19 protein-coding genes are annotated in these 21,878 nt (G+C 52.1%); 11 read left to right on the top strand and 8 right to left on the bottom strand.

Features of this window, described 5'->3' with window-relative positions; translation table 11 throughout:
* Positions 1–29: 29 nt before the first annotated feature.
* The 3 genes from thiE (at position 30) to JYB63_RS18695 (ending at position 2,667) form a co-directional block, all read left to right on the top strand.
* Positions 30–671, top strand: coding sequence for a thiamine phosphate synthase (gene thiE, locus JYB63_RS18705; protein WP_205659437.1), 642 nt, complete (start codon positions 30–32; stop codon positions 669–671).
* 125 nt (positions 672–796) lie between these two features.
* Entirely contained in the window at positions 797–2,077 is a 1,281-nt protein-coding gene (gene hemL, locus JYB63_RS18700; protein WP_205659436.1) for a glutamate-1-semialdehyde 2,1-aminomutase, read from the top strand.
* 2 nt (positions 2,078–2,079) lie between these two features.
* Entirely contained in the window at positions 2,080–2,667 is a 588-nt protein-coding gene (locus tag JYB63_RS18695; protein ID WP_205659435.1) for a hypothetical protein, read from the top strand.
* Between the two features lie 52 nt (positions 2,668–2,719).
* Here JYB63_RS18695 and JYB63_RS18690 read toward each other — a convergent pair whose 3' ends face one another.
* Genes JYB63_RS18690 through bufB form a run of 3 tightly spaced genes read right to left on the bottom strand, consistent with a single transcriptional unit; the run spans position 2,720 to position 4,679 of the window.
* Entirely contained in the window at positions 2,720–3,040 is a 321-nt protein-coding gene (locus JYB63_RS18690; protein ID WP_205659434.1) for a BufA1 family periplasmic bufferin-type metallophore, read from the bottom strand.
* Between the two features lie 42 nt (positions 3,041–3,082).
* Positions 3,083–3,847 carry an HvfC/BufC N-terminal domain-containing protein gene (locus JYB63_RS18685; RefSeq protein ID WP_205659433.1) on the bottom strand — a complete coding sequence of 255 codons (765 nt, stop codon included), beginning with the start codon at positions 3,845–3,847 and terminating at the stop codon, positions 3,083–3,085.
* A complete protein-coding gene (gene bufB / locus JYB63_RS18680; RefSeq protein WP_205659432.1) occupies positions 3,837–4,679 on the bottom strand; it encodes an MNIO family bufferin maturase in 843 nt (280 codons plus the stop codon). The genes JYB63_RS18685 and bufB overlap by 11 nt, the downstream gene beginning before the upstream one ends.
* A gap of 267 nt (positions 4,680–4,946) precedes the next feature.
* Between bufB and JYB63_RS18675 the strand changes: the two genes are divergently transcribed.
* Positions 4,947–6,188: an alkaline phosphatase family protein gene (locus tag JYB63_RS18675; protein WP_205659431.1), complete on the top strand. Its 1,242-nt coding sequence runs from the start codon at positions 4,947–4,949 to the stop codon at positions 6,186–6,188.
* Between the two features lie 72 nt (positions 6,189–6,260).
* On the opposite strand, the gene JYB63_RS18670 is transcribed toward JYB63_RS18675, so the two are convergent.
* Positions 6,261–7,193, bottom strand: a complete 933-nt coding sequence (locus tag JYB63_RS18670; protein ID WP_205659430.1) for a LysR substrate-binding domain-containing protein — start codon at positions 7,191–7,193, stop codon at positions 6,261–6,263.
* A gap of 598 nt (positions 7,194–7,791) precedes the next feature.
* On the opposite strand from JYB63_RS18670, the gene JYB63_RS18665 reads away from it, so the two are divergent.
* The 7 genes from JYB63_RS18665 to JYB63_RS18635 all read left to right on the top strand — a co-directional run bounded on the left by JYB63_RS18665 (position 7,792) and on the right by JYB63_RS18635 (position 16,488).
* Positions 7,792–9,381 (top strand): ABC transporter substrate-binding protein, encoded by a 1,590-nt coding sequence (locus JYB63_RS18665; RefSeq protein WP_205659429.1) that lies wholly within the window; start codon positions 7,792–7,794, stop codon positions 9,379–9,381.
* Between the two features lie 3 nt (positions 9,382–9,384).
* Positions 9,385–10,353, top strand: coding sequence for an ABC transporter permease (locus JYB63_RS18660; protein WP_205659428.1), 969 nt, complete (start codon positions 9,385–9,387; stop codon positions 10,351–10,353).
* 19 nt (positions 10,354–10,372) lie between these two features.
* A complete protein-coding gene (locus JYB63_RS18655) occupies positions 10,373–11,269 on the top strand; it encodes an ABC transporter permease (RefSeq protein WP_205659427.1) in 897 nt (298 codons plus the stop codon).
* Complete coding sequence (locus JYB63_RS18650) at positions 11,266–12,900, top strand: ABC transporter ATP-binding protein (RefSeq protein ID WP_205659426.1); 1,635 nt, start codon at positions 11,266–11,268, stop codon at positions 12,898–12,900. Before JYB63_RS18655 ends, JYB63_RS18650 begins: the two co-directional genes overlap by 4 nt.
* Before the next feature lie 126 nt (positions 12,901–13,026).
* Entirely contained in the window at positions 13,027–14,760 is a 1,734-nt protein-coding gene (locus JYB63_RS18645; protein ID WP_205659425.1) for a Na/Pi cotransporter family protein, read from the top strand.
* A 36-nt stretch (positions 14,761–14,796) separates the two neighbouring features.
* Positions 14,797–15,507, top strand: coding sequence for an HAD family hydrolase (locus tag JYB63_RS18640; protein WP_205659424.1), 711 nt, complete (start codon positions 14,797–14,799; stop codon positions 15,505–15,507).
* A 48-nt stretch (positions 15,508–15,555) separates the two neighbouring features.
* Entirely contained in the window at positions 15,556–16,488 is a 933-nt protein-coding gene (locus JYB63_RS18635) for an MBL fold metallo-hydrolase (RefSeq protein WP_205659423.1), read from the top strand.
* Positions 16,489–16,547: 59 nt separating this feature from the next.
* Here JYB63_RS18635 and JYB63_RS18630 read toward each other — a convergent pair whose 3' ends face one another.
* The 4 genes from JYB63_RS18630 to JYB63_RS18615 form a co-directional block, all read right to left on the bottom strand.
* On the bottom strand, positions 16,548–17,183 hold the full coding sequence (locus JYB63_RS18630; protein WP_205659422.1) for a tetratricopeptide repeat protein: 636 nt from the start codon (positions 17,181–17,183) through the stop codon (positions 16,548–16,550).
* An 85-nt stretch (positions 17,184–17,268) separates the two neighbouring features.
* Positions 17,269–17,949 carry a Crp/Fnr family transcriptional regulator gene (locus JYB63_RS18625; protein ID WP_205659421.1) on the bottom strand — a complete coding sequence of 227 codons (681 nt, stop codon included), beginning with the start codon at positions 17,947–17,949 and terminating at the stop codon, positions 17,269–17,271.
* A 217-nt stretch (positions 17,950–18,166) separates the two neighbouring features.
* Complete coding sequence (locus JYB63_RS18620) at positions 18,167–19,945, bottom strand: NapC/NirT family cytochrome c (protein ID WP_205659420.1); 1,779 nt, start codon at positions 19,943–19,945, stop codon at positions 18,167–18,169.
* Between the two features lie 74 nt (positions 19,946–20,019).
* Positions 20,020–21,648 carry a cytochrome D1 domain-containing protein gene (locus JYB63_RS18615; protein ID WP_205659419.1) on the bottom strand — a complete coding sequence of 543 codons (1,629 nt, stop codon included), beginning with the start codon at positions 21,646–21,648 and terminating at the stop codon, positions 20,020–20,022.
* Positions 21,649–21,878 lie beyond the last annotated feature (230 nt).

Here is a 21,878-nt window from a genome sequence, read left to right as displayed (position 1 = left end):
CCAAGAATCACTCATTAACAGGACAAGCAATGAATACCCGCTCCCAAGATCCCCGTCTGCACGGACTTTACGGCATCACCGACAGCAAACTGATGCCCGATCTGGAAAGCATGCTCTCTCAGGTTGAAGCGGCATTACAGGGTGGCTGCAGCATTATCCAGTACCGGGATAAGTCAACTGACACTGAACGACGACACCAGCAGGCTTCTGCGCTTCTGAAGCTGTGCCACCGCTACAACAGCCTGTTACTGATCAACGACGATATCGAACTGGCAAAAGCCATTTCTGCAGACGGCGTACACCTTGGGCAGGGAGACGGCAATCACCAAAGCGCCCGTGAAGAACTGGGCCCCGATGCTATTATCGGCATTACCTGCCACGACAGCCTGGAGCTGGCCAAACAGGCCTGTGCCTGCGATGCAGACTACGTCGCCTTCGGCGCCTTCTTTGCATCACAGACAAAACCGGATGCGAAACCAGCGCCAATGCACCTGCTTCATGACGCAAAGCAAAACCTCCCTGTTCCGGTAGTAGCGATAGGCGGTATTACTGTGGATAATGCACATCAGATCATCGACGCCGGAGCGGACATGCTGGCTGTGGTAAACAGCTTATTCAGCGCAGAAAACATCACCGCCCGGGCAGAAAGCTTTCAGCAGCTGTTTCGCTAAAACAGCCCTGTTCCGCTTTACCGTCGCAAACAAACAGAATCCGCGCCGTGATGAATTCACAGCGCAAGGAAAATTTCATATTTAACAGGCCTTATCTTAAAAGGCATCTGCATAGAGAAACCGATATGTCACGTTCAGAATCCCTGTTTCAGGCTGCCCAGAACCACATCCCGGGCGGTGTAAACTCTCCGGTACGCGCATTTAAAGGTGTCGGTGGCACGCCAATCTTCTTCAAACGTGGTGAAGGTGCTTACCTGTTTGATGAAGACGACAAACAATATATCGACTACGTAGGCTCCTGGGGCCCAATGATTCTCGGCCACGCCAATCCGGACGTTCTGAATGCCGTACGTAGCATGATCGACAGCGGTCTGGGCTTCGGTGCACCGACTGCAATCGAAATTGATATGGCCGATAAAGTCTGCGAGATGATGCCGGGCATGGACCTGGTCCGCATGGTGAACTCCGGTACAGAAGCGACCATGAGTGCGATCCGTCTGGCACGTGGTTACACTGGCCGGGATAAAATCGTTAAATTCGAAGGCTGCTACCACGGCCACTCTGATTCCCTGTTGGTTAAAGCCGGCTCTGGCGCTCTGACTCTGGGTGAACCTAACTCTCCGGGTGTTCCGGCAGCACTGGCTGAACACACCATCACCCTGACTTACAACGACCTTGATAACGTACGTGAAGCGTTCGCAGCAGCCGGTGACCAGATCGCCTGTATCATCGTTGAACCGGTTGCCGGTAACATGAACTGTATCCCGCCGGTTGAAGGTTTCCTGCAGGGGCTTCGCGACATCTGTGATGAATACGGCACGGTTCTGATTCTGGACGAAGTAATGACCGGTTTCCGGGTTTCCCTGACCGGTGCTCAGGGGTACTACGGCGTTATCCCTGACCTGACCACTATGGGCAAGGTAATCGGCGGTGGTCTGCCAGTCGGCGCATTCGGCGGTAAGCGTGAAATCATGGAACACATTGCACCGCTGGGCCCTGTATACCAGGCAGGTACGCTGTCAGGTAACCCTATTGCTATGGCCGCCGGCCTGACCATGCTTAATGCCCTTGAGGAAGAAGGGTTCCACGAGCGCCTGAGCGCCAAAACAGAATTGCTGGCCGAAGGTCTGGAAAGCATGGCATTACGCCACAACGTGCCATTCACCACTAACTACGTAGGTGGTATGTTTGGTCTGTTCTTTACTGACCAGGAGAGCGTCACTTGCTTTGCTGATGTGATGAAGTGCGACACCGATAAGTTCAACCGTTTCTTCCATGGCATGCTGGAAGAAGGTATCTATCTGGCGCCGTCTGCATTCGAAGCTGGTTTCCTGTCTGCAGCGCACAGCGAAGCCGATATTGAAGCAACAATCGAAGCGGCTGGCCGCGTATTTGCCAAGCTGTAACAATGACCTCAGTAACACTGTTACTTCTGACCCTCAGCGGCGGCTACTCAGCGGTCTGGCAACATCGCCAGACCGCTGATCAGGAAACGGGGATTAATCAGCAGGTACTGGCTCTCAGCAGTCTGTTTATTGCCCTGTCTGCCGCCGCCCAGCTGTTAATCGGCACGCAAAGTGAAGACCTTTTCACGCTGCGGCAGATGCTGGAAAACCTGGCGTACTTTGCGGGCATTCCTTTGATTGCCACCGCCGCGGTTGCGCTGAGCTTAGGAAAAACCTGGACAAAACCTGCCTGGGGACGCTGGCTGATCGGCCTGTTTGCCTTCTTCGAACTGCTCCGGCAAATGCAGTACGGTGCACAGTACGCGCAACTGATCGCTCTGACTGCTTCCGCTGCACTGCTATACGCAGCAGTCAGGCAACAGCAACCCCACAACAAGCTACTACTGATAGCAGGAAGTGTACTGATCGCCGCAGGTTTAACCACTTTCAGTCAGGGGGCACTGCTGACACACTGGCAGGACCCGGCACTGTTCAGCATATGTCTGGCAGCTGGCATTCCAATGCTGTTTATGGGCAACCGGCGCTGCTGATTACATTCATTAAAAAGGGGATCAACGATCCCCTTTTTTGATTGCTCAATCCTTATGTACGGCCACCGGCAATCTTGTTGCATAACCCCTTAGGCACCAGAATCCAGGCATTCGCCTGACGATCACTGGTCGAATGACCGGAACAGCTCAGACCATTTGAGCGACAACCGTTTTCACCCGCTTTAGCAATGCCGTAACATTTTTCATATTTGGTTTTACCGCTGCTGCTCACGGCCTTCGGGGTCTCTGTGCTGGCCGACGGGGCTGGCTGGGCGGCCGCGCTCTGGCTGCCAGATTGAGCTTCTACTGTGGCACAGCCCTGCAAAGCAACGGCAGAGAGTAATGCCAAGGCAAGTTTATTTTTATCTTTCATTTTCCTGACTCCTGTTGAATATTCAGTCCGCAATTAATCATTTCAGCCGGACTTATTAGAAAATACATCTGCAGTGATGCAGTACTGATAAGCCTCCTGCACGGAGAAATCGGCGAAGTGCTGTAACACTTCTTCATAAGTACTCATAAAATCATTACCTGCCGCCAGCAGCTGGATAAACAGGAAGACAGCAGGATCAAGCCCGGTCACGCCAATTTCACCACTGGGCAAACGCTGAACCAGTAATTCCGCGCGCTGGCCCGGTATGACGTGCTGTTCAGTTAATCCTGAATTGTGCGCCAACTGCCAGTAGCCCAGCGCCTGAGCATCCACCGCCAGCAGCTGCACACCGGGCAGCAAATAAAACCGCACCCTGCACAATGCCTCTGCATCCAGGCCCGCCAAAGCATCTGCTGCCAGAGGCGTCTGATCAGCCGCATAGAAGCACTCCTGAGCAGCCCGCTCGATCCTCGCCAGATCAATCAAAGGCTGCTGTTCACTCAGGGCCTCATCCTGCACCATCACTTCGGCAAAACCTTCACCAAACGTCCACGCCTCCGGCTTCGCCATAGGGCGCTGCCGGCAATAACTGACACACACCCGGGTAAACTCATCCTCACCCAATTGCTCAGCCAGTAACGGATAAGCTGCCGTCAGCAACTCTCTCAGGGTAAGGCCCAGATGATTAGCATAGATATTCATCCGGTCTGCAGCGGACACTTCTGAGGACTCCAGCGACGGAGCAAAGTCAGTTAACTGCCGCTGCTTGAGGGTTGCAATAAAACCGTTTTGTAATTCAGCCAGCATGAACACAACCTCCCTGTATCTGCGAAGCGATCGCTGCCTGATCCAAAAGCACCTGAAGATCAGGCATCTGACTGTCCCATTCAATAAGGCTTGGAAGCACACCGAAACGCTCTGTTGCCTGGCGATACAGTGCCCACACGCCATCCGCCACTTCCGCATCATGACTGTCAATAATAAAAGGCTGCTGATTGATCATTTTATGGGTCGCGCCGGAGAGATGAATTTCTGCCACACTGCCGGAACGGATACCGGCAATAAAATCTTCCGCCGCAAAGCCGTGATTACAACTGTTCACCGCAACGTTATTTACATCCAGCAACAACTGACAACCACTTCTCGCGGTTACTTCATTGAGGAAATCCCACTCAGTCATTTCTGAATCCGTAAACGTGACATAACTGGAAACATTTTCCAGTATCAGCGCACGGCCCAGATATTCCTGTACCTGCTGAATACGGGAAACCAGATGTTCTATCACCGCTTGCGTGAAAGGCAACGGATAAAGGTCAGGAAAATATTCGCCGTTATGCCGGCTCCAGGAAATATGATCGGATACCAAAAACGGTTCATAGCGCTCAATCAACTGTTTCAGGGATGCCAGATACGTCATATCTAACGGATCAGTAGACCCCACCGACAATCCCACACCGTGCAGAGACAGCGGATAGCGGTCACGGACACACTGCAGAAAATAATGGTTTGGCCCACCGGGGTTGAAATAGTTTTCACTGTGAACCTCAAACCATCCAACCGAGGGTGCCCGGTCAATAACAGCCTGATAATGGGCCTGCCGTAACCCAAGGCCAACTGAAGCTGTTTGATTCACCTGCATAAAGACTCCTCTGCACTGCAACTGCATCCCAGATCAAAAAATAGGGAGACTTTCATGCAGCACATTTTTTACTGCTGACCATGCTAAATATGCAGTCTGAAACAAAACTGAATACTTTTACGGCTAAACTGCCCATACTGCGCAACCGGAAACATTATTATCTCTAATGACAAAGATTCACTTTTCTGACTTTATTCCCAAACCGTTTTGCTGGATGCTTAGCGAAAATAAGACAAGTGCAACCCTTGAGAACCCAGAAGCACAATTATGAACAAACTCATTCTCATCATGATCGATGGCATCAGTGCCGGTAAATTTGAACAGATGCGTGACCAGCTCCCTCATCTGGATGCGCTGGCCAGACAGGGCTGCCAGGTAAAGGAACTGACGCCTGAAATCTGCGGGACATCCTTCCCGGGCCGGACCTCAATGATCATAGGTCGTCCGCCGGCAGAGCACGGCGTGTATGGCAACAAAATCTGGGACGGTGACGTTTTCCGCTGGTCGAATCCATACGATGTTCGCGGTGAAACGCTGGCAGGCTTCGCCCGTAAGGCAGGGGGTGACGTTGTTAACGTGGGTTACGGCATGGTCCGCCCTGAAGACTGCAACCTGTTCATCAAGCCATGGTGGGTGAATGATGTCATGAGCCGTGGCCGTGATAACGAGCCACATCCGGCCAATGAACAGTGGCGCCTCACCGGTAAAGATCTCGATCCGGACAATCGCCTGTCACAACTGGGCCTGAACATTGATGACATGGTTGACCCTATTGCTGACCGTGAACAGACCCTGAGTCTGGGCATGCTGGCGGATTACCAACTGATGCAGGTAGCCGCAACTCTGGCAGGCGCTGACGCACCGGACCTGATCATGCTGGAAGTCGGTATCACTGACTATTACCTGCACCAGTACGGCACTGAACATCCGCAGACAGAACTTTCCTTGCGTACCGCTGATGCTCAGGTAGGCGCACTGATGACCCAGCTGCGCAGTAACGGCACGCTGGATAAATACAACTTCGCCATTATGAGCGACCACGGCCACACCGCCATGCCGGACGCTGTACGCTGCGACCTGTTACTTCCGGAAGGTTGCCGCTGGTCCAGCGAAGGCAGTGTGCTTCTCGTTGCCCCACGTTCAGATGAAGAAGCCGCAACCGTCACAGAGCAGCTCCTGGCACAGGGCATGGAAATCATGCCGAAAGACTTTATTCCTGCAGACCTGCACGACACGCTGATTGCGTTCACCTGCCCGGCCGGGGAATATGTCAGCTTTGAAGCCGACGTGATGGGCACAGGCACCATTCGCGGGGCATCCAAGTACAAATCCAATCACGGTATGCGCCCGGGGACCCCGGAAGATAACCGCTTCTGCATTTTTTCCGGCCCGAACGTACCGCAAATGGAAGTGGACTTCGCCACAGCTGTTCAGGTCGCGCCGACTATGGCCGAGATTATGGGTGTGGAAACTGACTGGACCGTTGAGCCAATCCTTAAAGCTGTTTAAGCGGCGGTCTGCCCTTTAACAGATACAAAAATCCCGGCTCAGGCCGGGATTTTTTATGTAAGCTTCAGCAATTTACAGACTCAGGTTCCAGTCCAGATTATCTTTGCAGGGATGCTGCTCTAACTCTTCCAGCATCCAGCGGCAGAAGTTATCTACCTTAGCGGTCATCGGCCGGTTAGGCAGCACCAGATAATGGCCGCACTCCGCTTCCATCTCGTATTCATGGGCCTTAATCAGCCGGCCACTTTGTAACGGTTCATATAAATGGCCACTCAGCCCCAGCAACGCCCCAACGCCGGCTTCAGCCATATCAATTGCCATCGTGGTGTTATCGCTTTCAAAACTGGTCATCGGCTGCAGCTCTACCAAGCCCTGTTCACCGAACCAGCTGTGCCACCCTTCGCGATATCCCATGATACTGATGAGCGGCATTTCGATCAGTTGCTCCAACTGATGGCTCCCCGGATACTTTTCCATAAACTCCGGACTGGCCACCACCTGCCACTGTTCTTTAATGATCCGCTGTACCAGTGAACCGGAGAAATCACCGTAGCCATGACAGATTTCCAAATCCACGCCATCAACACTCTCACCGTTCGGCCAGACCGACGTCTTCAGCCGCACCCGGTATTCCGGATACTTCGCCATAAATTTCGGCAGTCGCTCAACCAGCCAGCGCTGTGCAAAGGTTGTACCTGACTTAATCTGCAAAACAGGCTGATGAGAAGTATCAAACAATTCCTGGGTACTGGCCCGCATATTACTGAACGCCTGCGTCAGTACCGGCAAATAAGAACGTCCCAGATCCGTCAGCTGCAACTTACGTGACTTACGGGTAAACAGAGGCGCACCAAGATACTCCTCCAGTAACTTCACCTGCTGGCTAACCGCTCCCTGGGTTACAAACAGCTCCTCAGAAGCCTTTGTCAGACTCTGTAACCGCGCAGCTGCCTCAAAGGCACGCAAAGCATTCAGAGGTGGCATAGGTTTTTTCGGTCGCTGCATGCGAAATAATCTCCCGACAATCAATCTGTATAACGAGGAACCTGTCTACATCACCGGAAGGTATCCGGACGCAAAAAACCGCATAAGTAACGGAAACAGACAAACCCTTAATTGCCTAGAATGTAACTCAGGCGTCTCTCCGCGACAATGAAAGCACAACAATTTTATTAGATTTTCTGGAAAATTATTTTTTTAAAATTTGACAGAAATCAAATTTCCATATTTTTGTAATATTTCATTAACAATACTAACATACTGATAGTAAAGAATTTTAAGCCAAAAAAACGCTTTCACTTAACACTGTAACATTACATTAAAATGACAGCTTTCTTTAGTAAAACTAAAGCTTTTGTTCCGAAATTCTCGCTTTTTAGGCTATCGTTAATTTGCCACTATTGAGGTCACCTGAAATGACAGCAAGTACGTCGCTGTTCAGGATAAGAATAATTACTTTAGCTAAACAGGTTCAGCAACCGTCCAACCGCTCCGTGAACGCCAGCAACATCCGGCCAGACGGAACAGGAAAAGGCAGGGGGCGGACCTGATTATGCATACCGGTGACCACCGGCTACTTAACTGAATAAAAAAAGAGGTAGACATGTCACACGATTTAAATAAGTTGGCAATTGAAGCGGCGAAAGGCCGTCTGAGCCGCCGCGAATTCATGCGCCATGCAGCAGCCGTAGGTGTTGCTGCCCCATTCGCTTCCACACTGCTGAGCCAGGGTGTTCTGGCAGCAGAAACACCGAAGAAAGGCGGCCATCTGATTGCCGGCCTGAAGGGCGGCAGTTCAACTGACGTACTTGACCCGGCACTGAACGCTTCAAAAGTGCCATACAGCTTCCTGCGTACCTGGGGTGAAACCCTGGTAGACATTACCCCTACCGGTGAGCCTGTTCCTTACCTGGCGACGTCCTGGGAACCATCAAACGGTGCCAAAACCTGGACCTTCAACCTGCGTAAAGGTGTGTTGTTCCACAACGGTAAAGAAATGGACTCCGACGATGTGGTTAAAACCCTGCAGCGTCACTCCGGTGAAGACACCAAGTCCGGCGCGCTGGGTATCATGCGTGACATCGTAGACATCAAAGCCAACGGCAAGTACCAGGTTGTTCTGGAACTGAAAGAAGGTAACGCTGACCTGCCATACCTGATGTCTGATTACCACCTGACCATCCAGCCAGGCGGCGGTTTCGACGACCCGAATGCCGGTATCGGTACCGGTCCTTACGTTGTAACTGTTAACGAGCCGGGCATCCGTCACGTTGGCGAGAAGTTCAAAGATTACTGGAATGACGAAGTCGGCCACGCTGATACCGTCGAAATCCGTGTAATGAATGACCAGACTGCCCGTATGTCTGCCCTGCAATCCGGCAGCATTCACATGGCGAACCAGGTTGCGGCGAAAACGGCCAAGCTGATGACCCGTCTGCCAAACATCACCATTGAAAACACTCAGGGTAAGGGGCACTACCCATTCCTGATGCACGCTGATACCGCACCTTTCGACAACCTGGATCTGCGTCTGGCACTGAAATACGCCATCAACCGTGAAGACATGGTATCCCGTATCCTGCAGGGCTACGGTACTGTCGGTAACGACTTCCCAATCAACAAAGCCTACGACCTGTTTGACGAGTCTATCGAACAGCGTACTCAGGATCTGGATAAAGCAGCGTACCACTACAAGAAGTCCGGCCACACTGGCCCGGTTGTTCTGCGTACCTCTGACGCAGCCTTCTCCGGCGCAGTTGATGCGGCAATCCTGTTCAGCCAGCAAGCTGCTAAAGCGGGCATCAAGGTTGAAGTTAAGCGTGAACCGGCTGACGGCTACTGGTCGAACGTCTGGAATGCGCAGCCATTCTGCCTGTCTTACTGGAGTGGCCGTAACACCCAGGACGAGATGTACTCCGTTGCCTACAAGTCTGACGCTGACTGGAACGACACCAACTGGCGCCGTCCTGAGTTCGACAAACTGTTGTCTCAGGCCCGTGTAGAAGTTAACCGTGACACCCGTAAACAGATCTACAGCGACATGGGCCGCATGGTACGTGACGACGGTGGTGCGATGATTCCGTTCTTCAACGACTTCATCGACGGCGTTTCCAAGAAGGTTGGCGGTTTCGTCAAAGATCCTTCTGCAGAAATGTCTAACGGTTACGCACTGATCCGCTGCTGGTTGGCATAAACCATGGTTCTTGCGTCTAACTCACTGACCGCCCTTGTGGCCAAGCGCATTGCGCTTGGCCTCGGGCTCTTACTGGCGATCTCCGCACTGATCTTTGCCGGCACTGAAATGCTGCCGGGCGATGTTGCGCAGAGTATTCTTGGCCAGAGCGCCACCCCTGAAGCTCTTGCTAATCTGCGGGCAGATATGGGTCTTGATAAACCGGCACTGGAACGTTATCTGTCCTGGCTGGGTGGTATTTTACAAGGTGACCTGGGTAACTCCCTTAGCAGTGGTCGCGACATCGGCGAAATGATCGGCGGACGTCTTGGCAACACACTGTTTCTGGCGATGTGCACAGCAATTATTGCCGTCCCGCTGGCCGTCATTCTTGGTATGATTGCGGTTCACTTCCGCAACGGTATGGTTGATAAGCTGATCTCTGTTACGACGATCACCGCTATTTCACTGCCTGAATTCTTTATCGGTTACCTGCTGATTCTGGTATTTGCAGTTAACCTGGGCTGGTTACCGTCCAGCTCGATCATCTACGACGGTATGTCGTGGGGTGAAAAACTGACCGCTATCGCACTGCCCTGCGCAACCCTGACTCTGGTTGTACTGGCTCACATGATGCGGATGACCCGTGCAGCCATTCTCAATGTAATGTCCAGTGCATACATTGAAACTGCCGAACTGAAAGGCCTCAGCCCGTTCAAGATTATTTTCCGCCATGCATTTCCGAATGCCATATCGCCAATCATCACCGTTGTGGTACTGAACCTGGCGTATCTGGTTGTTGGTGTTGTGGTGGTTGAAATCATCTTCGTTTATCCGGGTATGGGACAACTGCTGGTTGACCACGTAACCAAGCGAGATGTACCTGTGGTACAGGCTGCTGGTCTGATTTTCGCAGCGATCTACATCCTGCTGAATATGTTTGCCGACATTATGTCGATCATTGCAAACCCGCGTCTGCGTCACCCGAAATAAGAGGCCAGGAAGAAAAATAATGAACTCAACTGCTTCTGACTTATCCGGCGCTGGCGCAGCTCAGGCTGCACCACACAAGCCAAACGCGCTGAAGAAATTTCTCAGCCACCTGTCGTGGGGTGCCCGGATCGGCTTACTGAGCCTGATGGTATTCGCACTGGCAGCCATTTTTGCGCCATGGGTAGCCCCTTATACGCAGGAAGAAATCGTCGGCGACGTCTGGTTGCCAATGTCCGGTGAATTCCTGCTGGGTACCGACCAGCTCGGCCGGGACATTCTGTCCCGTCTGATTTACGGTGCCCGCAACACTTTCTTCATTGCCGGCGCAGCCACCCTACTGTCCTTCTTTATGGGAACCTTTCTGGGCTTCCTGGCAGCGGTTACCGGTGGTCATACCGATCAGGTACTGAGCCGTCTGAATGACCTGATGATGTCGATCCCGACACTGATTTTTGCCTTAGTGGTACTGTCCGTACTGCCTGCAAACATGCTGTTCCTGATCCTCATCATGGGTGTACTGGATTCAACCCGTGTATTCCGTCTCTCCCGTGCGGTTGCAGTGGATATCGTGGTAATGGATTACGTGGAAGCCGCCCGTCTGCGTGGCGAAGGTACTCTGTGGATTATCTTCCGCGAGATTCTGCCGAACGCCCTTTCACCGCTGTTTGCTGAATTCGGTCTGCGCTTTGCCTTTGCGGTACTGTTCCTGAGTACCCTGAGCTTCCTGGGATTAGGCGTTCAGCCACCTGAAGCTGACTGGGGCAGCATGGTTAAGGAAAACAAAGACGGTATCGTCTTCGGTATTCCTGCCGCACTGATTCCGGCTGCGGCCATTGCAACGCTGACCATCAGTATTAACCTTGTTGTGGATTCAATTCTCAGCCGTACCAGCAGTCTGAAAGGAGGCCGGGAATGAGCACCTTACTCGACGTAAAAAACCTGCAAATCTCGGTAACCAGCCATGTTCCGGGAAAACCTGCCAAGACCTTTACCATTGTTGAAGGTGTTTCCTTCACCCTTGAAAAAGGTAAGGTGCTGGGTCTGATCGGTGAATCCGGCGCCGGTAAATCTACCATCGGCCTGTCCAGCATGGCCTATGGCCGTGGTGGCTGCCACATTTCCGGTGGCGAAGTCTGGCTGAACGGCGAGAATATTCTGGCCCATAATCACAGCCAGATCCGTCAGGTACGCGGTGCCCGGGTGGCCTATGTTGCCCAGTCTGCTGCAGCGGCATTCAACCCGGCTCACCGTCTCGGTGATCAGATCATCGAATCGGCGATGGAACACAATCTGATGAGCCGCAGCGAAGCAGAAAGCTACGCTAACACGCTCTACCATAAGTTAGGCCTGCCTAACCCGGACAGCTTCGGTGAGCGTTATCCTCACCAGGTATCCGGCGGCCAGCTGCAGCGTGCCATGACCGTTATGGCGCTGTGTTCAAAACCGGACCTGATCGTATTTGACGAGCCAACCACGGCGCTGGATGTAACCACCCAGATTGACGTACTGGCGACCATCAAACACGCGATTGCCGATACCGGTACAGCAGCCCTGTACATCACCCATGACCTGGCGGTTGTTGCGCAGATTTCTGATGACATCATGGTACTGCGGCACGGTAAAACCGTTGAATACGGCAGCGCTGATCAGATCATCAATAATCCGCAGGAAACCTATACCCGCGACCTGGTAAGCGTCCGCGGTATTGAAAAAGATCAGGCACCACCCTGTGACCAGGAACCGATTCTGAAAATCAATCAGATTGATGCGGCGTACGACGGCAAGAATAAGATTCTGCACGACGTCACCATGTTCCTGAAACCGGGCCAGACCCTGTCGATTGTAGGTGAGTCAGGCTCAGGCAAGTCGACGCTGGCACGGGTGATTACCGGCCTGCTGCCACCTATGTCCGGCAGCATTGAGTTTGCCGGTGAGACTCTGCCTGCCGCACTTAAGGCCCGCACAACAGATCAACTGCGTGAACTGCAGATGATCTATCAGATGGCAGACGTGGCAATGAATCCGCGCCACACCATCGGTCAGATTATCGGCCGCCCTCTGGGATTCTATTTCGGTGTCAACGGTGCTGAACAGCGTAAGCAGACCATTGAACTGCTTGAACAGATTGAGTTAGGGGAAGAATACATCGACCGTTATCCGGCCGAACTTTCCGGTGGTCAGAAGCAGCGGGTATGTATTGCCCGGGCACTGGCAGCCAAGCCAAAAATGATCATCTGTGACGAAGTAACCTCGGCACTGGACCCTCTGGTTGCCGATGACATCCTCCGTCTGCTGCTACGCTTACAGAAGAAGCACAATATTGCTTATCTGTTCATCACGCACGATATCGCCACTGTCCGGGCAATCTCTGACGCCATCGCCGTGATGTATCAGGGCAAGCTGATGCGATTCGGCGACAAAGACAGCGTGCTGTCACCACCTTTTGATGACTACACCGACCTGCTGCTCTCTTCCGTACCGGAAATGGAGCTGGGCTGGCTGGAAAAAGTCCTCAGCACACGCCGGATGGAATCGGCAGGAAACTGATCTTCCCTCATTGGGAATCATCAGACTTACTGACCCGGTCTCTCCCAGAGAGACCGGGCCCGTCCTTATTTATCTGACTACCGGTAAGCCGGCAGGAGACACTCGACTTAACATGGTACAGGCATAATGCATTCAGCGGTCGGCACAACAGTTCTGATCAACCTTCTCGGTGGCGTAGCCCTGCTTCTCTGGGGGCTGACCATGGTGAAGACCAGCATCATCAGCGCCTACGGTGGCAAGCTGCGACGGCACCTCGGCCGCAGCATGAGCAACCGTTTTAAAGCGTTTGGTGTGGGCATCGCTGTTACCTGTATGCTGCAGAGCAGTACAGCAACCGCATTACTGGCAAGCTCTTTTGCCGGTCAGGGGCTGTCAGCAGCACCAGCACTGGCATTACTGCTGGGCGCAGACATTGGTACCACCCTGGTCGCGCAAGCCCTGTCGATGGATCTCAGCCTGCTTAAACCGGTACTCATCTTTGCCGGTGTATGCCTGTATTTTAATGCCCGCAGCGAGCGGCAAAAACATCTCGGCCAGATCATTCTTGGGCTTGGCCTGATGCTACTGGCACTCCAACTGATCGTTACAGCCTCAGCCCCGATGCGGGACTCTTCCACCATTCAGTTCCTGCTGTCATCACTGGCAGACGAACCTGTACTGGCAGTCCTGATCGGCGCACTGATCAGCTTTCTGGCACACTCCAGTCTGGCAACGGTTCTGCTGGTTGTGGCACTGGGGGCATCCGGCTCCCTGCCGTTACACGTTGGCTTCGTTCTGATACTCGGTGCAAACCTGGGCGGCGCACTGCCCGCCATTCTGTCCACCATGCGTGCAGAACCCGCCATTCGCCGGCCACCACTGGGCAACCTGATATTCCGTACCGTTGGCGTACTGCTGATGCTGCCGATGCTGAACATTGTTACAGCCTGGCTACCGGAACTGGGAGAATCTCCGGCCCGCCAGTTGGTTAACTTCCATATGCTGTTTAACGTTGGCCTGGCGATCCTGTTCCTGCCACTGGTTAACCCGGCAGCTAAACTGGTCACCCGCATCCTGCCGGAACGGGAAGAAGACGCCAACAGCATTAAACCCCGTTATCTGGACCGTTCCGCCCTGGATAATCCTGCCATCGCCTTATCCAACGCCATGCGGGAAGTGCTGCGCATGGGTGACCTGCTGGACAACATGGTCAACAAAAGCATTGAAGCCCTGCAGCAGCGGGACAGCAGTGCCCTGAAGAAAATCACTCAGTCAGATGATCTGGTGGATGAATATCACGAAAAGATAAAACTTTACCTGACTGAACTGAGCCGGCGGGATCTGGGTAAGAAGAACCGCCGCCGCTGTAATCAGTACATGTCATTCACCACCAACCTTGAACATCTGGGTGACATTGTCGAAAGCAGTCTGGCAGACCTGATCTCCCGCAGTCTGAGCCAGAATATCCAGTTCGCCACCGCCGATATGCGAGCCATTGAAGAACTGCATAAAGCCACCCAGAACAATATGAAGCTGGCGTTTACCGTCTTAATGAATGGCCGGGTTGGCAATGCCCGTGAACTGCTGGAACAGAAAACCGCCATTCGCGAAATGGAAAACAAAGCCATTAACGCGCACCAGCGCCGGTTACGCGAACAGGTGAACTCTCCGGCAACAGACAGTGCACTGTTCCTGGATATTCTCCGCGACATCAAACGTATTAATTCACACCTGGCATCCGTTGCTTATCCGATCCTTGACCGGGCCGGAGAATTACGTGCCAGCCGGTTACGCCGTCAGCAGACGCCCGAACCGGAACAAAGCAACGTTCAGGAAAAAAAAATAGCCACTGCCACGCCCGATACCAAGCCGTCGCAGTGATCCGAAATTCACACTCAGTTCTATAAGAAAATAATTATGACCCAGTACAAAGGCTTACTTTTCGATAAAGACGGCACACTCATCGACTTCATGGCTTCATGGTTACCACTGATTCATGAAGCATCTAAAAAAATGGCCGGAGGCGATGAGCAGACGGCTGCGGAAATGCTGGCCGCCACCGGCTACGATGCTGAACAGGATATTATCCTGGGTGGCTCTGTACTGGCCGCCGCCAGTAACCGTGAAATCGCAGAACACTGGGCACCGTTCATTAAGCGTCCGCTGGATGATGCACTGGTCGATGAACTGAACACTATTTTCCAGCAAGGCAGCACCGAACACAGCGTACCGGTCACCGATCTGGGTGAGCTGTTTGACCAGTTCCGTGCCAGAGGCCTGAAACTGGGCATCGCCACCAGCGACAGCGAACAGGGCATTCACTGTTCACTGGGCCGGTTTAACGTACTGGATAAACTGGACTTCATCTGCGGCTACGATACAGGCCACGGCATTAAACCCGGAGCAGGTATGGTCAAAGGCTTCTGTGCAGAAACCGGACTGAAAGCTGAAGAAGTGATTGTGGTTGGCGATAACCTGCACGATATTGAAATGGCCCGCAACGCCGAAGCAGGCATGGCTATCGGTGTTCTTACCGGCACCAGCTCAGCCCAACTGCTCGGTGAACATGCCGATCACGTGTTGAATAACATTAACGAAATTCCGGCCTTGCTGGACCGCTTGCAATAAGCACCTGCTTGCGGCATCTTGGCCCTTTTTCACGGAAGAGGGCCAATCATGTTTACCTCAGTACAACATCTGTTTATTGCTTCAACCCTTCTGACAACAGCCAGCCTTGTGCAAGCCAGTCATCAGTGCGCCGCCGATCGCGTCAGCTTACAAGTGCTAGGTTCCGGTGGTCCTGAATTTACCGATAACCGCGCCTCCAGCAGTTACCTGATCAGCCTGGATAACCGCGCCCGTATCATGGTCGATGCCGGTGCCGGCAGCAGTATTAACTTCGAGAAGAGCGGCGCAAAAATCCAGGATCTGGATGCCATTCTGTTCACCCACCTGCATGTCGACCACAGCGCGGATCTGCCAGCCTTCATCAAGGCATCTTTCTTTACCCCGCGGCGCTCTGATCTGCAGGTATTCGGTCCGGCCGGAAACCGGGTAATGCCATCCACTACCGCCTTTATCCGTAAGAACTTCGGGCCTGAAGGCAGCTATTCATACCTGCAGAACTTTGTTGAACCTGATCAGCGCAGTGCCTATAAAATTCAGGCAACCGATGTACCGCTAACACCTCACGAAGTGAGCAACCACTCACTCAATGATGACATCAGCCTGCAGGCAATTCCTGTTAACCACGGCCCAATTGCCGCGACTGCATGGCGAGTGAACATTGCCGGCTGCAGCATCAGTTTCACCGGTGATATGAGCAATCAGTACAAAACCTTCGGCACACTGGCAAAAAACAGCGACATTATTGTTGCCCATAATGCCATTCCTCAGGGCGCTGGCGGCGTTGCTGCCCGGCTACATATGCAGCCCAGTGACATCGGCGTAATTGCCGCAGAAACGAATCCAGGAAAGCTGGTACTGTCTCACCGTATGAACCGCAGCCTGGGTAAGGAAACACAAACAGAAGCAGAAATTCGTAAGCACTATGATGGCAACATCATATTTGCGGACGATCTGGACGTGATTCAGCCAGCAAGCCACTGAATGCTCTTTCAAAAACAGAAAAGGCGCTATATGCGCCTTTTTTTGTAAGTCATGCCCGGTTAAAGTTGCCCTGCTCTTTCCCGGGCCTGCTTAGCCCCGCTGCTGTCACCACCTTCCCGGCGGATATCCGCAATCAGTAACCATAAGCGACGCTCCACTTTTGGCTGCCCACCGGCAACAGCAACACCTTTCAGCGCTAACTGCTCCGCCTGCAGGAACTGTCCCTGACGCCAGCGAACATCCGCCAGCTGGTAATACACCTGTGGATCCCGCGGTGCAATACGCTGGGCCCGTTCAAGGCTGGACTGAGCAGAGCTCAAAGATCCCTGCTGCTGTTGCTGTGCGGCCGTATTCAGCAGAGCAATCACCGCAGGATTGCGCGGCGGTGCAGGCGTCAGCGATGCAGAGGTCTTAATCGGCTTATTGGTCTGGGTAGGCAGCACATCAGGTTTGAGTGGCTGGCTGTCCAGTGAACGTGACTGAATCTGCCCACCGTTTTCCACCGGCGTGACAGTACCAATCGGCTGACTCGGATCAACCGGTGTCACAATAACCCCCTGACGGGAATCCGCCGCCGGGCGGGTTTCACCCACCGAGCTCTGACCACGCTCTTCAACAACCGGAACAAAATTTGAAGTGGCGCAACCGGTCAGCAATACGCTGAATGCCAGAGCGGAGAGTCGAATCAGTGACATGATAAGTCCTTATCTGCTGCAAAAAACTGAGCCGGGCTAAAAAGCCCTGTATATGTGACCATTATACCGGCCGCAGTTCATACAGCTAGTGCCCAAAAGCTCTCAGGCGTGATAAGTCATGTACACTGATTTCAGCGCCGTGCACAGAAATAATGCCAGCACTCTTCATTTCCTTGATCAGCCGGGAAAAGGTTTCCGGCTGCATCCCCAGTTGCGAAGCAATCAGTTGCTTAGCCATCGGCAAATCGAAACAGCAAGTCTGGGCGGTCTGATCCGGTGCCAGATTGGACAGATAATGCCCCAGACGGTGACGGGTATTCTGCAGTGTCAGGGTTTCTATCTCATTGATACGGCGGTGTAATTTCAACGCCATACTGCCCAGTAAACGCACCGCACACTCCGGTTCAGCCATCAGCAGCTTCATGTAATACTGGCGTGGGATCAGCAGAACATCTCCCGGCTCCATCCCTTCGGCGTTCAACGGATACTTGTGCTGGTCAAGGAACATCAGCGCTTCGGCAAATGCCTGACCAGGGCTGACAACTTCAATGACCTTCGTCTGACCATCTGGGGAAACCCGGAATAACTTTACCCTGCCGCTAAGGACAATATAAAAACTATGCGCTTCGCTTCCCTGATGAAACAGACTCTCGTTGTGCCCCAGGTGCACAATCCGGCAATGGCTGATGAGTTCAGCAAATGCCTGATCGGACATCGATGAAAGTAACAGATGCTGTCTCACCTCTGCAGCAATTTCTTCAATCATGATAAACGGGCTCTCGGACTGATTATTTATTAAACGAAAGTCTCCTCATAATAGCAGGCAGGAAGCGTTGCTTATTTAGACACATGTCAAAGCCTGTTCAGTTGATCATCAAAAACCGGGCAAAAAAGTGAACTTTCGTCGACCACACCGACATATTCAGTTGCCCGGGCATAAAAAAGGCCCTTCTTATGAAGAGCCTTTGTAACACTGCAGCGTGTTATTGTTTAACAGCGTTTATCTCAGCCTGATCATCATCCAGTGCTAACTTGTAGCCCAGGGATACATGGTGATAACGCCCGTTGGTGAAGTCATCGTGAATGGCAAAACCGAAGTTATACAGTTTGCCCGGTTCAATGCTGACATCTCCCGGCTGATCAGATTTCAGCTTACGCTTCACAACCACTGACCAGGTACCGGCTTTCAGAGACGCTTCTACTTCCGCACCCTGACCACCGTGCATGGTCCGTTCAGCCATAATCTGACCGTCTTCCACTTCATCTGCACCGGACTTGTAGCGCACCAGATCCATATACTGGTTGGCTGCCATCGCCGCGGTGAGATCCCCTTCAGACTTCAGCTTATCCCAGCCGCCAAGCGCTTTGCCGCGACGTCCTTTAAGCTCAATCTTAGTACGGGACTCAGTCAGATACTTGGTTACACCGGCACTCAGATCCAGACGGGCTGCCAGTTCGGAGTCTTTCAGCGCCTGATTTTCAGGTGCAAAAGGCATCTCATCAGCGTCCGCGTGGCAGGTGCCCCAGCAACCGGCACGGTCAGCGTACTCAACTTCATCTGTAGCCACCATGAAGGCCAGCTTCATTGGGTTTTCAGGATCCATCTTACCGCCTTCAACGAACGGCACCGGTGCGTGATCTCCGTCTGCCCAGTTAAAGCGCAGGTACAGGTATTCATCATCGTGAGTGGCATTGATTGTTACCGGAATGCTGCCCCGCTTACCCGGAATCAGATTCGGCTCCAGCTCTTTTTCACTCTCACCGCTGACAATCAGCTGACCAATGGTTTCTGTTTCTTCACCGTGACATTCAACACAGCGATCACCTTTGGTGAAGGCACGTTTACCACCGTGTTTACGGCCCAGGATCCACTCCATTGACGCAGTACCCGGATAGAACACAGTAATATCAGACGTACTGGCCTTGCCCCAGTCGACATTGATATTGCTGGCTGCCGCCGGTACAGCACCGACAGAGGCAACATTGTTTTTCGCATCAGCAACCAGACGTTCATTTTCAGCTTTCAGCGCAGCAACAGCACGCTCAATGGCCGCTTCATTTTTTGCTTTCGCTTCCGCTGCCATGGCCGCTTCCTTCGCCTCAACACGTGCCAGACCTTCCAGATATTCTTTTGGAATTTCACGGACGTATTTCGGATCCGGTGCTTCAATGGCTTCCAGCTCTTCGTCAGTTAACTGATCTCTGACGTTATGGTGCGCAATGCCTTTGTGGCAGTCGATACAGGTCTGGCCTGTTTCAAAGGAATTCATGTGCTGCTTACGGGCACGGGGTTTCTGGAATTCCGGATTCATCGATTCAAAGTTGTGACAGTTACGGCACTCTCTGGAATCGGTAGTTTTCATTGCCGACCAGACACTTTTCGCAAGATCCAGACGGTGTTCTTCAAATTTTTCAGGAGTATCAATTTTGCCTGTCGCCCAGTAGAACAATTCTCTGGAGGCTTTAATTTTACGTACCACCTTGTGAATCCACGGACGGGGTACGTGACAGTCAGGACAGCCGGCTCTTACACCGGTACGGTTTGAATAATGGATGGTTGGCTTGTATTCCTGATATACATTATTTTCCATCTCATGACAGCCAATGCAGAACTCAGTGCTATTGGTTGCTTCCATAGCAGTGTTAAAACCGCCCCAGAAAATAATACCAACAACAAAAAATACCAATGCACCGGCAGCGGTTACGCCCAGCACACGGCGGCGGGACCAGAAACCAGATTTGCTTGATGTATTTATATCCATAATCAACTCTAACCAAAGCGAGGTGAGCGGACATGGCTTGCGCCATGCCCGCATTCAGGGTTTACAGGGAGTGACTAGGTTTTATGGTTCATACGGTTGTAAACGTTGAACTTACCGGTAGGAGTTGTCAGGCCTTTAATGCGGGACTTCTCTTCAAGAGTCTTCGCATCGTAAACCACGATTTCACCGGTAGGGTTCTTGCTGTCTGTACGGTTCCAGACAGATACCCATACTTCAGAACCATCTTCGTTGAATTCCATGTGCAGTGCCGCTTTACCCGGCTCTTCAGTTACACGGATAGTCTTAACAATCTCACGGGTATCTTTATCAAATACCTGTACTGACTGCTGAATTTCTGGCTCAGGGTGTTTAATCTGGTCAGCCCAAACATACTGTGATGTCGGATGGGTACGGATGAATGCACCGGCACCATCAGTCTCCACTTCGTAGCACAGTTTCCATGCCTGATCAGGTTTACCGGCAGGATCATTACCCCAAACAGATACCAGACCAGTACCTAAGTGAGTTGTGCCGCCAACAGGGCCACACTCTTTGTCGTTCCAGTTAGCACCAGGGCCAGGGTGTGGCAGTGAATCAACATCAATCTGCGCTTCCAGCTTACCGGTTTCAGTATCAACGATTACCATCTTGTTTGAAGCGTTAGCCGCAATCTGGAAGTAACGACCGGTAGGATCGTAGAAACCGTCATGCAGGAACTCAGAAGAGGCAATGGAAGTAATGGTTAAGTTATCCAAGTCGCTGTAATCAACCTGCAGCATCTGGCCGGTTTCTTTAACAGCAACGGTAAACTCAGACTTGTTCGGAGAGGTGTAAACAGCCGCTACACGCGCTTCGTTAACAAACTCACCTTTTGTGTTGTAACCACGGGTTGTAATAACCTTCAGCGGGTTCAGTGTCACCGCATCCATGATTACAAAGTGCGCAGGCCAGTAACCACCGGCAACAACGTATTTGCCATCACCGGAAACGGCAATGTCACGTGCGTCATAAGCCATCTTGGTTTCAGCAACCAGCATCTTGTCAGGAGTCTGCCACAGGTCGATCTTGTTCACCTTGCCATCACGGCCAATGGTGTACCAGAAACGGCCAATGTCTTCTGCGTGATCAATCTTGTGATGCTCAGTACCCTTGATTACGTGTACTGCGTAACCGGTATTGATGTGGGTAATAACTTCTTTAGTGTCGCCATCAATGATTGCGGCTTTACCGGCATCACGCTCGATAACCACGAAGAAGTTCTTCCAGTTACGGCCGTGCAGCGGCTTGGTCGGGTAATCTTTTGGCGCAACGTACTCTTTGGTGTGAGAACGCATTTGCTCCAGAGACATTTCAGGTGGCACCGGTGGTTCCATCTGAATGAAAGTCGCCAGGTTGGCAATCTCTTCTTCAGAGAAAATGTCATCGAAGTTGTTCATACCGCCTTCTGTACCGTAGGCAATAATCTTCTCCAGACGCTCCTGACCTTTCTTCAGCGTTTCTTTTGGCTCAAGGTTCTTACCGGTAGCACCTTTACGTAAAACACCGTGACAACCAGCGCAACGCTGGAAGTACTGCAACTGTGCTTTAGCAAAATCTGCTTCAGATAAGGTAGGCTCAGCAGCGACAGCAGACATGCTCAGCGCTCCTGATGCCATACCGATAGCCAGGCCAATGGTGGATAATCCATACTTGAGTGTTTTCATCGAACAGCTCTCCAGCGGTTATTTACGTTTTTCGTTTGGCTAAATAACTTCTACTGGATGCACTATTAATCAAACCGGCAACAAAAAAACTGACAATGGTCAAGTTTAAAAACTTTTTATCATTTTTTTGCTATTTAAATGGAACCCTGTCTTTTTATTTAATAAAAACTCTGCTATTAGTTTTTATTATTTCAAAATACTGCTTCGGTTCTGAAACAATTACCAACAAA

The sequence above is a fragment of the Aliamphritea spongicola genome (assembly GCF_017051665.1).
Classification (GTDB): domain Bacteria; phylum Pseudomonadota; class Gammaproteobacteria; order Pseudomonadales; family Balneatricaceae; genus Amphritea; species Amphritea spongicola.
Note: the sequence above shows the minus strand (reverse complement) of the source record. Positions and strands in the feature narration are given on the sequence as shown.